This window comes from Bacillus sp. YP1 (genome assembly GCF_000877815.1).
GTDB classification, from domain to species: Bacteria; Bacillota; Bacilli; order Bacillales; family Bacillaceae; genus Bacillus; species Bacillus subtilis.
This window is the reverse complement of record NZ_CP010014.1, coordinates 3832473-3845072: the sequence shown is the minus strand read 5'-3', so window position 1 is coordinate 3845072 and position 12600 is coordinate 3832473. Positions and strand designations below refer to the sequence as shown.

At 43.0% G+C, this 12600-nt stretch carries 13 protein-coding genes; 11 read left to right on the top strand and 2 right to left on the bottom strand.

Annotated elements, in window-relative coordinates; all coding sequences use genetic code 11:
* The first annotated feature begins 12 nt into the window (after positions 1–12).
* The 3 genes from mnmG to noc all read left to right on the top strand — a co-directional run bounded on the left by mnmG (position 13) and on the right by noc (position 3605).
* Positions 13–1899 (top strand): tRNA uridine-5-carboxymethylaminomethyl(34) synthesis enzyme MnmG, encoded by a 1887-nt coding sequence (mnmG, locus tag QF06_RS18940; protein ID WP_003226825.1) that lies wholly within the window; start codon positions 13–15, stop codon positions 1897–1899.
* Positions 1900–1912: 13 nt separating this feature from the next.
* Complete coding sequence (rsmG, locus tag QF06_RS18935) at positions 1913–2632, top strand: 16S rRNA (guanine(527)-N(7))-methyltransferase RsmG (RefSeq protein WP_015250777.1); 720 nt, start codon at positions 1913–1915, stop codon at positions 2630–2632.
* A 121-nt stretch (positions 2633–2753) separates the two neighbouring features.
* Positions 2754–3605 (top strand): nucleoid occlusion protein, encoded by an 852-nt coding sequence (gene noc, locus QF06_RS18930; protein ID WP_003226829.1) that lies wholly within the window; start codon positions 2754–2756, stop codon positions 3603–3605.
* A 50-nt stretch (positions 3606–3655) separates the two neighbouring features.
* Here noc and QF06_RS18925 read toward each other — a convergent pair whose 3' ends face one another.
* Positions 3656–4096 carry a PH domain-containing protein gene (locus QF06_RS18925; protein WP_003244005.1) on the bottom strand — a complete coding sequence of 147 codons (441 nt, stop codon included), beginning with the start codon at positions 4094–4096 and terminating at the stop codon, positions 3656–3658.
* 247 nt (positions 4097–4343) lie between these two features.
* Between QF06_RS18925 and soj the strand changes: the two genes are divergently transcribed.
* Together soj and spo0J are read left to right on the top strand one after the other, a co-directional pair.
* Entirely contained in the window at positions 4344–5105 is a 762-nt protein-coding gene (gene soj / locus QF06_RS18920) for a sporulation initiation inhibitor protein Soj (protein ID WP_003219244.1), read from the top strand.
* Complete coding sequence (gene spo0J / locus QF06_RS18915) at positions 5098–5946, top strand: stage 0 sporulation protein Spo0J (RefSeq protein ID WP_003226832.1); 849 nt, start codon at positions 5098–5100, stop codon at positions 5944–5946. Before soj ends, spo0J begins: the two co-directional genes overlap by 8 nt.
* Positions 5947–5984: 38 nt before the next feature.
* Here spo0J and yyaC read toward each other — a convergent pair whose 3' ends face one another.
* Positions 5985–6602, bottom strand: coding sequence for a spore protease YyaC (yyaC, locus tag QF06_RS18910; RefSeq protein ID WP_003243890.1), 618 nt, complete (start codon positions 6600–6602; stop codon positions 5985–5987).
* Between the two features lie 440 nt (positions 6603–7042).
* On the opposite strand from yyaC, the gene QF06_RS18905 reads away from it, so the two are divergent.
* The 6 genes from QF06_RS18905 (at position 7043) to ssbA (ending at position 12597) form a co-directional block, all read left to right on the top strand.
* Positions 7043–8059 carry a YkvI family membrane protein gene (locus QF06_RS18905; protein WP_077670815.1) on the top strand — a complete coding sequence of 339 codons (1017 nt, stop codon included), beginning with the start codon at positions 7043–7045 and terminating at the stop codon, positions 8057–8059.
* Positions 8060–8152: 93 nt separating this feature from the next.
* Entirely contained in the window at positions 8153–8359 is a 207-nt protein-coding gene (locus tag QF06_RS18900) for a DUF951 domain-containing protein (protein ID WP_003226838.1), read from the top strand.
* Between the two features lie 50 nt (positions 8360–8409).
* On the top strand, positions 8410–10413 hold the full coding sequence (locus tag QF06_RS18895; protein WP_015715077.1) for a molybdopterin-dependent oxidoreductase: 2004 nt from the start codon (positions 8410–8412) through the stop codon (positions 10411–10413).
* 126 nt (positions 10414–10539) lie between these two features.
* Complete coding sequence (gene ychF, locus QF06_RS18890; protein WP_003242727.1) at positions 10540–11640, top strand: redox-regulated ATPase YchF; 1101 nt, start codon at positions 10540–10542, stop codon at positions 11638–11640.
* 110 nt (positions 11641–11750) lie between these two features.
* The gene (gene rpsF, locus QF06_RS18885; protein WP_003244064.1) at positions 11751–12038 is read left to right on the top strand and encodes a 30S ribosomal protein S6; all 288 of its coding nucleotides are present in this window, start codon (positions 11751–11753) and stop codon (positions 12036–12038) included.
* Between the two features lie 40 nt (positions 12039–12078).
* The gene (gene ssbA / locus QF06_RS18880) at positions 12079–12597 is read left to right on the top strand and encodes a single-stranded DNA-binding protein SsbA (RefSeq protein WP_003219228.1); all 519 of its coding nucleotides are present in this window, start codon (positions 12079–12081) and stop codon (positions 12595–12597) included.
* Positions 12598–12600 lie beyond the last annotated feature (3 nt).

The following is a 12600-nucleotide window of genomic DNA, read 5'->3' as shown; positions in this document are numbered from 1 at the left end:
GGAACTAGAATCATGGGGTATGAAGCAGGCCAATACGATGTGATTGTGATTGGCGCCGGGCATGCCGGTGTTGAGGCTGCCCTCGCATCTGCACGCCAAGGCGCCAAAACGCTTGTCTTGACCATCAACCTAGATATGGTTGCATTTATGCCATGTAATCCGTCTGTCGGCGGCCCCGCAAAAGGGATTGTCGTCCGCGAAATTGACGCGCTCGGCGGAGAAATGGGAAGAAACATCGATAAAACACATATTCAAATGAGAATGCTGAATACAGGAAAAGGTCCTGCGGTTCGTGCATTACGTGCGCAAGCAGACAAATTCCAATATCAGCACGAAATGAAAAATACGCTTGAAAAAGAACCAAACTTAACATTGCTGCAAGGAATTGTGGAGCGGCTGATCGTTGAAGACGGCGAATGCCGAGGCGTTATTACACAAACCGGCGCACATTATCGTGCGAAAGCAGTTGTCATGACAACAGGGACATATTTAAGAGGACGTATCATTCTTGGCGATCTGTCTTACTCAAGCGGCCCGAATAACCAGCAGCCTTCTATTAAGCTTTCTGAGCATTTGGAGGAACTCGGTTTTGACCTTGTTCGTTTTAAAACAGGTACGCCGCCTCGCGTTAAAAGCGACACGATTGATTACAGCAAAACGGAAATTCAGCCTGGTGACGATGTGCCTCGCGCTTTCTCATATGAAACAGTGGAATATATCACAGATCAGCTCCCTTGCTGGCTGACATATACAAGCCCTGAGACACATGAGATTATTGACAGCAACCTGCACCGTTCACCGATGTATTCCGGTATGATCAAAGGTACAGGCCCAAGATATTGCCCGTCCATTGAAGATAAAGTTGTACGATTTAATGATAAACCGCGTCACCAAATCTTCCTTGAGCCGGAAGGCAGAAATACACAGGAAGTCTATGTCCAAGGTTTATCTACAAGTCTTCCAGAAGACGTACAGCAAAGAATGCTTGCAACGATTCCTGGACTTGAAAACGTGCAAATGATGAGAGCCGGCTATGCGATCGAGTATGATGCAATCGTACCGACACAGCTCTGGCCGACACTTGAAACAAAAAAAATCACAAACCTTTACACTGCAGGCCAAATTAACGGAACTTCCGGTTATGAAGAAGCTGCGGGACAAGGGATTATGGCGGGAATCAATGCAGGACGAAAAGCGCTTGGAAAAGAAGAAGTGATTTTAAGCCGTTCTGACGCCTACATTGGTGTTCTGATTGATGACCTTGTGACAAAAGGTACCAATGAGCCATATCGTCTTTTGACATCACGTGCGGAATACAGATTGCTTCTTCGCCATGACAATGCTGATTTGCGTCTGACAGAAATCGGACACCGCATTGGATTGATTTCTGATGAGCGCTATGCGGCTTTTGAGAAGAAAAAAGCGGCGATCGAGGCGGAGAAAAAACGTCTTCATTCTGTAATTATCAAGCCGTCTCCGGAAAATCAAGAATATATCCGTTCTCTTGGCGGAAGCGAATTGAAAGATGGAGTTCGCGGCACAGACTTGATGAAGCGTCCTGAAATGAACTATGAAACAGTCACAAAACTGGCGCCGCCAGAAGTGCCAGTTCCTCAAGACGTGGCAGAACAAGTAGAAATCCAAGTGAAATATGAAGGATATATTGAAAAATCTCTTCAGCAAGTGGAAAAACTGAAGAAGATGGAAAATAAAAAAATTCCAGATCGAATTGATTATGACGCAATTAAGGGGATTGCGACCGAGGCGCGTCAAAAACTGAAAAATGTACGGCCTTTGTCTGTTGCCCAAGCTTCCCGCATTTCCGGTGTAAACCCGGCGGACATTTCAATTCTATTGGTGTATTTAGAGCAGGGACGCATTGCGAAGATAGCCGAATAGAAAGGATGACGGCATGAATATTGAAGAATTCACTTCTGGTTTGGCGGAAAAAGGGATCTCCCTTTCTCCCCGTCAGCTGGAGCAATTTGAGCTGTATTACGACATGCTGGTTGAATGGAACGAAAAAATCAATCTGACTTCAATAACAGAGAAAAAAGAAGTGTATTTAAAGCATTTTTATGATTCCATTACAGCTGCTTTTTATGTCGACTTCAATCAGGTGAACACGATTTGTGATGTCGGAGCGGGAGCGGGTTTTCCAAGTCTGCCGATAAAAATATGCTTTCCGCACCTCAATGTCACAATCGTGGATTCACTGAATAAACGGATCACGTTTTTAGAAAAGTTATCTGAGGCTTTGCAATTGGAGAATACAACATTCTGCCATGACAGAGCTGAAACGTTCGGGCAACGGAAAGACGTGCGTGAAAGCTATGATATTGTGACAGCGCGAGCAGTTGCGAGATTATCTGTTTTGAGTGAGCTTTGCTTGCCTCTGGTGAAGAAAAACGGTTTATTTGTTGCTTTAAAAGCCGCATCAGCTGAAGAAGAACTGAATGCAGGCAAAAAAGCAATCACGACGCTTGGAGGAGAACTTGAGAATATCCATTCTTTTAAGCTGCCTATTGAAGAAAGCGATCGTAATATTATGGTGATACGCAAAATAAAAAATACACCTAAGAAGTATCCAAGAAAACCGGGAACTCCTAATAAATCGCCAATTGAAGGGTAATTTAGACAGCCTGATATGACAATACCATCATATTTTCATCAAAATTGATGGATGTACAGCAGGAAAAACCATGAGAAAATAGAATTATAAAAATGGCAGTTTTTAAAGGTGGTGTAGGTACATGAAGCATTCATTCTCTCGTTTCTTCGGGCTTGGTGAGAAGGAACAGGAGCCGGAGATTGCTGAACATGATACAAACAAAGAAGAGATTCTGGAAATACCGGTAAATGCTATCGTTCCCAACCGTTTTCAGCCACGCACCATTTTCTCAGATGAAAAAATCAAAGAGTTAGCAATGACCATTCATACACACGGCATTATTCAGCCGATTGTTGTTAGGCATACAGAAGAAGAAGGCCAATACGAACTCATTGCAGGTGAAAGACGCTGGAGAGCGGTGCAATCGCTTGAGTGGGAAAAGATTCCGGCAATTATTAAGGATTTTTCCGACACGGAAACCGCTTCTGTGGCGTTAATCGAAAACTTGCAGCGGGAAGAACTGTCTTCTATTGAGGAAGCGCATGCTTATGCTAGGCTGCTTGAGCTGCATGATTTAACACAGGAGGCACTCGCACAGCGCTTAGGAAAAGGGCAGTCTACAATCGCGAATAAGCTTCGGTTATTAAAGCTGCCTCAGCCGGTCCAAGAGGCAATTATGGAGAAGAAAATCACCGAGCGCCATGCCAGAGCACTGATTCCACTGAAACAGCCTGAGCTCCAAGTCACACTGCTCACAGAGATTATTGAGAAAAGTTTAAATGTAAAGCAGACGGAAGACCGCGTGGTGAAAATGCTGGAGCAAGGCCAGAGAAAGCCAAAGCCGAGACGCAAAGCATTCAGCAGAGATACAAGAATTGCGATGAACACGATTCGCCAGTCACTATCAATGGTGGAAGACAGCGGTGTAAAATTGAATACGGAAGAAGAAGAATTTGAAGAATATATTCAATTAACGATTCGCATACCAAAATAGAAGCTCTCCTGAAAAGCAGGAGAGCTTTTTATATTTTTAATAAAAGGTAATCACTTACTTTTAGTGAATATTATTATATTAGAATTCTTTTCTTTAAGCTTGTGGATAAATTCTTCAGATTTTTGCGGTGAAATCACTGCATGTCCCCATCCCCCCTGATAATATATTGTGATGGCATGGCGAGAGCCGATCAGACGAAAACCGGACCACAGTTTCTTTTTTTGAACGACTTTATCGATGTTTTCATAAGGAATTTGATGTTTGATCAATCCGGCTTTAATGATCAGATGGTGTTCCTTCAATACATATTTTAGGTCAATAAAGCTCCAAATGATGAGTCCATTTAAAAGAGTCAGCAGAATAAAAATGATCCAGCCGGAAACTCTCATATTTCCCAGCACAAAAGGAACAATGGCATCTGCTTGTATCAGTAATATGAGAAACACAATCATCAGCGTAACGGGTACGTCTCTCTTCGTTTGATAAACCATTTTCTCACCATCCTGTTTCCACGTTCTGTACTGTGACTTCTTCTTTTTTTCTTTAAGAAATTCCTTTTTTAAGTCAAAAAAACATAGAAATTGCAGAATTTATAAGAGAAAGCATAAAGCGTGCTTGAATTTTCAATTATTTCCCTTCTGATTCGGAACAAAATGATGAAAAAAATGAAACGCTTTAATCTTTTTTTGATAGAATAGAAGCAAGATAGTACATGTTCATGTGAAAGTAGGTGACATCGTGGGAAAAATCATAGCAATTACGAACCAAAAAGGCGGGGTCGGCAAAACAACGACGTCTGTCAACCTTGGGGCATGTTTGGCTTACATAGGGAAAAGGGTTCTGCTGGTAGATATTGATCCGCAGGGAAATGCGACAAGCGGATTAGGGATTGAAAAAGCCGATGTAGAGCAGTGTGTGTACGATATTTTAGTAGATGATGCAGATGTAATAGATATTATTAAAGCAACGACAGTAGAGAACTTGGATGTGATTCCTGCGACGATTCAGCTTGCAGGGGCTGAGATCGAGCTGGTTCCTACAATATCAAGAGAAGTGAGATTGAAGAGAGCGCTTGAAGCAGTAAAGCAAAATTATGATTATATTATCATTGATTGTCCGCCGTCATTGGGCTTGCTGACGATTAACGCCCTTACAGCCTCGGATTCCGTTGTGATTCCTGTACAGTGCGAATATTATGCCTTGGAGGGTCTCAGCCAGTTATTAAATACAGTACGTCTTGTGCAAAAGCATTTGAATACTGATTTAATGATTGAAGGTGTATTGCTGACAATGCTTGATGCCCGGACAAACCTTGGCATTCAAGTGATTGAAGAGGTTAAAAAGTATTTTAGGGATAAAGTATATAAGACAGTTATTCCGCGTAATGTCCGTCTGAGTGAGGCACCGAGTCACGGAAAACCCATCATTTTATACGATCCGCGGTCAAGAGGTGCGGAAGTATATTTAGATTTAGCAAAGGAAGTGGCTGCGAATGGCTAAAGGCCTTGGAAAAGGGATTAATGCGTTATTTAATCAGGTAGATTTGTCTGAAGAGACAGTTGAAGAAATTAAAATTGCCGATTTACGCCCTAATCCTTATCAGCCAAGAAAACACTTTGATGACGAGGCATTAGCTGAACTAAAAGAATCTGTGCTGCAGCATGGCATTCTTCAGCCGCTTATCGTCAGAAAATCTTTAAAAGGCTATGATATTGTTGCGGGTGAACGGCGTTTTCGAGCGGCAAAGCTGGCAGGTTTAGATACAGTTCCGGCCATTGTCCGTGAATTATCAGAGGCGTTAATGAGGGAAATTGCTTTATTAGAAAACCTTCAGCGTGAAGATTTATCTCCGCTTGAAGAGGCTCAGGCATATGACTCCTTGTTGAAACACTTAGATCTCACACAAGAGCAGCTCGCCAAACGTCTTGGGAAAAGCAGACCGCATATTGCGAATCATTTAAGACTGCTGACACTGCCAGAAAATATTCAGCAGCTTATTGCCGAAGGTACGCTTTCTATGGGACATGGACGCACGCTCCTTGGCTTGAAAAACAAAAATAAGCTTGAACCGCTGGTACAAAAAGTGATTGCGGAGCAGCTCAATGTTCGCCAGCTTGAGCAGCTGATTCAGCAGTTGAATCAGAATGTTCCACGTGAAACAAAGAAAAAAGAACCTGTGAAAGATGCGGTTCTAAAAGAACGGGAATCCTATCTCCAAAATTATTTTGGAACAACAGTTAATATTAAAAGACAGAAGAAAAAAGGCAAAATCGAAATTGAATTTTTCTCTAATGAAGACCTTGACCGGATTTTAGAGCTTTTGTCTGAACGAGAATCATAAATGAAAAAACCATCTTTCAAACGAAGATGGTTTTTGTTTTATATGCGCCCAGTGAGCCTTTGCAACGGGTTAAGGCGTTCTTGCCTCCACTCTGTCCGATCTGTTAAACTCAAACCTTCTGCTAGAACATTTGCCATATTCATGACCAAGTTGAGTCTTGTATTTTGCAATACAAAATATTCCATGAAACCGCTAACATTCACGATTCCGTTAATATGAAGATCCCCCACTTCAGGAAGGTCTTTTTGTACACCGGCTCCGGGCTTTAATGGCCCGTCCCCGATTTGAAATGAACCCACACTCTTAACGCGGCCTAAGCATGCATCGACTGCTATAACAAATGGGTTTTTATGTAATTTATGAATGTCATTGATTTTATCCTTCATGTTCACAGCATGGACGGGGTCAGATAAGGTTCCGTAGACATGGAATCTGGTGAGCTGCATCTGTTTGAGTTTCATTCCTACGAGCGGGCCCAATGAATCACCGGTTGAACGGTCTGTTCCGATACAAACCACAACAATTGGTTTGCCGGCAGCTTTACGTAAGGATGAAGAAAGGATGGTTTGGATTTGTTTTGCCGCTGCAGCATCTGTATGTGAAACATATTGCTTTACTCGTTCCTGAGAGGAAAAAAGCCCGCCTTTTCGATTCATGGGTTTCACTTCCTTGTTATAGTAGGTAACAGAATTGCTATGGTGTGTGTTTCGTTATGTAAGGTTGTTTACAGTATATCCAGCAGTACGGTTTTTTATGCTTTGTGTATGACACCGGAGATTTTAAAAAAGTAGAGGTTATTATGAATGGTTAGTGGGTGAATTATAAATATTTTCCCCCATTGCCTCGATCATGATCAAGCTACGGTCTGCTTACAAAACACTTTATAGATAGGAATGGTTAATGAGGTTCATTCCTTCATTCCACTGCAAAATGATATATTTTTAGACTGCCTCCATTAGCAGTCTTTTTTTATGTGTATTTCGTATGATAATTTCAGCTTTTGTTCAAATGTCTATGAAAATATGGCATTTTTGCTTTCCTTTATTTATATAGTAACAATAACGGGAACAAGCTGAACTTTGTCTATGAGGTGATAGTGTTGTGGAGAGCCGGAATGAAGTGGATGCTGCTCATATTAGGGAGCCTGATCGGGGCCGGATATGCGAGCGGTCAGGAGATATGGCAGTTTTTTGGGGCGGAAAGCGGACTTGCTATTGTGCTGTTTACAATTATGTTCATTTTCTCGTCTTATATTGTGATGAAAATCAGTTTTAAAGTTCAATCCACTCATTTTCTGCCGGTTCTGGAGCATTTAATGGGGCCATGGCTGGCGAAAATTTATGATGTCCTCATCATTTTTTATTTGTTTTCGACGACTATGGTGATGATTGCCGGAGGCGGTGTGACCCTGCAAATGTACAAGCTTCCTTTCTGGTGGGGAATCACGCTGATTTGCATCGTGACAGTGTGTTTGTTTTTGTGGGATGTGAAAGGAATATTATCTATAAATAGTATTTTGATTCCTGTGTTAGTAGCGGGGCTTTTATATGCGCTGATCTCCTTTCAGAGCACACATCACCATACGTGGACGATTGATTTGTCCCAGCAGTATAACTGGCCTGCGAGCATTACGTTTACCTCTTTAAACATCCTTTCAGTTGTTGCGATTTTATCCTCTGTTGGGAAAGAGATGAAAGGGCTCGGAGAAGCAAAAATAGCAAGTGTGGCAAGCGGTCTTATTTTTGGCGTGATCTCATTTGTTTATAATGAAACGTTGGTGGAGCTGGCGGGCTCCCTTTCTCAGTTTGAAATACCGCTGTTTGCCGTTCTGGAGGGTGCGCCTTATTTCCTTTTTTTATGTATGACGGCGGTGCTGTGCCTGGCGATTTACACGACGACGGTAGCAGGTTTGCTGGGGCTGTCCAGCCGGCTGATGGCGTTTATTCATATGCCTAGATGGATGATTGTGTTGATTTTGTTAATGTTAATGGTACCTTTTACTTCTTTCGGATTTTCTGATTTGATCGCGTTCTTGTATCCGATATATGGGATGCTCAATTTGTATTTGTTAGTTTGTCTGCTCTTATATCCTATTTTGAGTAAATGGAAATAAGAGGATGTATTTCTTTTCGGGTATCTTGATTGCTCTTATGATCAGTTTTTTTGTACAATAGATACAGCAGTTTAGGAAAAGAGGTGAAGGGTCTTGGCGGATAAAGACTTTGGCCTGAATGATATCGTAGAAATGAAAAAACCGCATCCATGCGGAGCGAACAGTTGGAAAATTATACGCATGGGAATGGATATTCGAATTAAGTGTGAGGGATGCTCTCACAGTGTTATGATTCCGAGAAGAGAATTTGAAAGAAAACTAAAAAAAGTACTAGTCAAGCATGAGGAGCCTACTTCATAAATAGGCCGACACTCATGCTTTTTCATATAGAAGGTAAGGAGAAGACGGCGATGAGCAAAGTGCATCAGTCGGCATGTCCGCTAAATTGTTGGGACAGCTGCGGCTTTTTGGTGACTGTTGATGATGGAAAGGTAACAAAAGTGGACGGAGATCCAAACCATCCGATTACGGAAGGTAAAATCTGCGGCCGCGGCAGAATGCTTGAGACAAAAACAAATTCTCCTGATCGGCTTCGCTATCCAATGAAAAAACAAAATGGCGAGTTTGTGCGGATTTCTTGGGAGCAGGCACTTGATGAAATTGCCGATAAACTTCGGGAAATCAAGGAAACGTCGGAGACGACTGCTGTTTTGCACAGCCATGATTATGCGAATAACGGTCTGTTAAAAGCGCTTGATCAGCGTTTTTTTAATGGATATGGAGGCGTGACTGAAATCGTCGGAAGCATATGCTGGGGCTCCGGCATCGAGGCGCAAAGCTGGGATTTTGGCCGTTCGTACGGTCACGGCCCGCTTGATATTTACAACAGCAAGCATGTTGTTGTGTGGGGAAGAAATGTATCCAGAACAAATATGCACTTATACCATCACTTGCAGCAGGTGAAAAAGAAGGGCGCCACGATTACGGTGATTGATCCGATCTTCAACCCGACTGCTAAGCTTGCTGACCGCTATATCTCTGTAAAGCCTGGAATGGACGGCTGGCTTGCGGCAGCCGTTTTGAAGGTTCTGATTGAGACGGGAAGAACGGATGAAACGTTTATTTCTGAGCATTCTGTCGGTTTTGATGATGTGAAAGAGCTTTTGAAAACTGTTTCTCTGGAAGAGTTTATTGTGAAAACAGAAACTTCTATGGAGGATCTGGAGTATCTGGCCGGTTTGTATGCTGATGGTCCGGTGTCTACTTTTATGGGGCTTGGCATGCAGCGATATAAAAACGGCGGCGGAACGATTCGTTGGATTGATGCACTCGTTGCGGCAAGCGGAAATGTCGGAATTAAGGGCGGCGGCGCGAATTTCGGAAATGTCCAGATTGGCGAGAGCTTTGCAAAAACAAAGCTGACGCTGCCGGAATTAAAAACAACATCACGTTCTTTTTCAATGATGACGCAGGCTGAAGAAGTGTTGACCGCTGCTGATCCTGCGATTGAGATGATTATTGTGACGTGCGGAAATCCGCTGACTCAGGTGCCGAATACAAATAAGGTGAGACAAGCTTTTGAAAAGATTCCCATGACGGTTGCGATTGATTCCATTATGACAGATACCGCAAAGCTGTGTGATTATGTTTTGCCGACTGCCACTGTTTTTGAAGAAGAAGATATCTACTATTCCAGTATGTATCATCATTATGTTCAGTACGGGAAGAAGCTTGTGGAGCCGCAGGGTGAAGCGAAGTCGGACAGCTGGATCTGGTCAGAGCTTGCAAAACGCCTTGGATTTGGCGAGCTGTTTGAATACAGCACTCAAGAATTTTTAGAGATGGGGCTTTCTTCATTGGAAGCAGAGGGTGTGACACTCGAGCGTTTAAAAGAAAAAGGCCACCTCCCTCTTCCAGTAAAACAGGTGCCGTGGGATGATTATCAGTTTTTGACGCCGAGTGGAAAATTTGAATTTACTTCGTCGCTAGCTGAGCAAAAGGGATTTAGCGGCTCGCTTCAATTAAATGTGCCCGAAGAATCTGTTTTCCATAATGAGGAGTTAGCTGAAAAGTACCCTTATACGCTGTTATCCATTCATCCGCAGCGTTCCAACCATTCACAGCATGTGCCGTTTATTGAAAAGCTTCAGCACGTTCAGGTTGATATTTCTCCAGATATAGCGGCTGAGCAGAATCTTCAGGATGGAGACGAGGTTGTCATCTTTAATGACCGCGGACGCTTGAAGGGCAAGGTGAAAGTGATGAAGCAGGCTCATGCGAAGACGATTAATATAGATGAAGGCATGTGGGCGGCTTTTGGAGGGTCAGTCAATGCACTGACAAATGATACAAATTCTGATAATGGAATGGGAAGTACGCTTTTTGACTGTTTAGTAGGCTTGAAAAAAGCATAATCAAAGGGATTGGCAGGCTGAAAATGCTTTTTTGTCAGCTTGTCTTTTCCAGTGAACCTCCTTATAATTGCTCTAGGTTCAAAATACGCTCATACAATGACGGTTTTATATAGAGGAGATGAAAGAATGGCTTTAACAGCTGGAATTGTTGGTTTGCCGAACGTCGGAAAATCAACACTATTTAACGCAATTACACAGGCCGGTGCCGAATCAGCCAACTACCCGTTCTGTACAATTGATCCGAACGTGGGAATTGTAGAGGTGCCGGATGATCGTCTGCAAAAGCTGACTGAGCTGGTCAACCCGAAGAAGACTGTGCCGACTGCTTTTGAATTCACTGATATTGCAGGGATTGTAAAGGGCGCATCTAAAGGAGAAGGACTCGGCAACAAGTTCCTATCTCATATTCGCCAAGTTGACGCGATTTGCCACGTTGTCCGTGCTTTTTCCGATGACAACATTACACACGTTTCCGGAAAGGTTGATCCGATTGATGACATTGAAACGATCAACCTTGAGCTGATCCTCGCTGATATGGAAACGGTTGAAAAGCGGATTACACGCGTCAGCAAGCTTGCGAAGCAAAAAGATAAAGACGCTGTATTTGAGTTTGAGATTTTATCTAAACTGAAAGAAGCGTTTGAGAGTGAAAAGCCTGCTCGATCTGTAGAATTCACTGAAGAGCAGCAAAAGCTTGTGAAGCAGCTCCATTTACTGACTTCGAAGCCTATTTTGTACGTGGCCAACGTAAGTGAAGATGAAGTTGCTGATCCATCTGGCAATGAAAATGTAGCGAAGATTCGCGAGTACGCTGCCGGCGAAAACGCAGAAGTTATCGTTGTGTGTGCAAAAATCGAATCCGAAATCGCTGAGCTTGAAGGCGAAGAAAAGCAAATGTTCTTGGAAGAGCTGGGCATTCAAGAATCAGGTCTTGATCAGCTGATCAAAGCGTCTTACTCTCTTCTCGGCCTCGCAACATATTTCACAGCCGGAGAACAGGAAGTCAGAGCTTGGACATTCAAAAAAGGCATGAAAGCCCCTGAGTGTGCAGGAATTATTCATAGTGACTTTGAGCGGGGCTTCATTCGTGCTGAGACAGTTGCTTATGAGGATCTTCTTGCGGGCGGCGGTATGGCAGGAGCTAAAGAGGCAGGAAAAGTCCGCCTTGAAGGGAAAGAATATGTGGTCCAAGACGGAGATGTTATTCATTTCCGATTTAATGTATAGGATGCAGTTGTAAAGGGACAAGAGCTTTGGTATAATATAAAATTGTGAGTAATAGAATTATTGCTCCTTGCCCATTATGGGCCGCTTAGTCCAAAAGGAGGTGCAAACAGATGAGAAAGTACGAAGTTATGTACATTATCCGCCCAAACATTGACGAAGAGTCTAAAAAAGCAGTTATCGAGCGTTTCAACAACGTTCTGACTTCTAACGGTGCGGAGATCACTGGAACAAAGGATTGGGGTAAACGTCGTCTTGCTTACGAAATCAACGATTTCCGCGACGGTTTCTACCAAATCGTAAACGTTCAATCTGACGCTGCGGCAGTTCAAGAATTTGACCGTCTAGCTAAGATCAGTGACGATATCATTCGCCACATTGTTGTTAAAGAAGAAGAATAAGCAATTTTGAAATATATAATGGTAAAAGGTGGTCTTTCTTATGCTTAACCGAGTTGTATTAGTCGGAAGACTGACAAAAGACCCAGAGCTTCGTTATACGCCAAACGGTGCGGCTGTTGCTACGTTTACTCTTGCTGTGAATCGTACATTTACGAACCAGTCCGGAGAACGTGAGGCCGATTTCATTAATTGTGTCACTTGGAGAAGACAAGCCGAAAACGTTGCAAACTTCTTGAAAAAAGGAAGCCTTGCAGGCGTAGATGGCCGTTTACAAACAAGAAACTATGAAAACCAGCAAGGACAGCGTGTCTTCGTGACAGAGGTCCAAGCTGAAAGTGTTCAATTTCTTGAGCCGAAAAACGGCGGCGGTTCTGGTTCAGGTGGATACAACGAAGGAAACAGCGGCGGAGGCCAGTACTTTGGCGGAGGCCAAAATGATAATCCATTTGGGGGAAATCAAAACAACCAGAGACGCAATCAGGGGAACAGCTTTAATGATGACCCATTTGCCAACGACGGCAAACCGATTGACATCTCGGATGATGATCTTCCATTCTAATGT

Excerpts from the sequence above, each read along its gene's own strand:
- rsmG (WP_015250777.1), top strand. The coding sequence starts at position 1,913 with ATGAATATTGAAGAATTCACTTCTGGTTTGGCGGAAAAAGGGATCTCC.
- rpsF (WP_003244064.1), top strand. The coding sequence starts at position 11,751 with ATGAGAAAGTACGAAGTTATGTACATTATCCGCCCAAACATTGACGAA.
- QF06_RS18895 (WP_015715077.1), top strand. The coding sequence starts at position 8,410 with ATGAGCAAAGTGCATCAGTCGGCATGTCCGCTAAATTGTTGGGACAGC.
- QF06_RS18925 (WP_003244005.1), bottom strand. The coding sequence starts at position 4,096 with ATGGTTTATCAAACGAAGAGAGACGTACCCGTTACGCTGATGATTGTG.
- ssbA (WP_003219228.1), top strand. The coding sequence starts at position 12,079 with ATGCTTAACCGAGTTGTATTAGTCGGAAGACTGACAAAAGACCCAGAG.
- yyaC (WP_003243890.1), bottom strand. The coding sequence starts at position 6,602 with ATGAATCGAAAAGGCGGGCTTTTTTCCTCTCAGGAACGAGTAAAGCAA.
- mnmG (WP_003226825.1), top strand. The coding sequence starts at position 13 with ATGGGGTATGAAGCAGGCCAATACGATGTGATTGTGATTGGCGCCGGG.
- noc (WP_003226829.1), top strand. The coding sequence starts at position 2,754 with ATGAAGCATTCATTCTCTCGTTTCTTCGGGCTTGGTGAGAAGGAACAG.
- spo0J (WP_003226832.1), top strand. The coding sequence starts at position 5,098 with ATGGCTAAAGGCCTTGGAAAAGGGATTAATGCGTTATTTAATCAGGTA.
- ychF (WP_003242727.1), top strand. The coding sequence starts at position 10,540 with ATGGCTTTAACAGCTGGAATTGTTGGTTTGCCGAACGTCGGAAAATCA.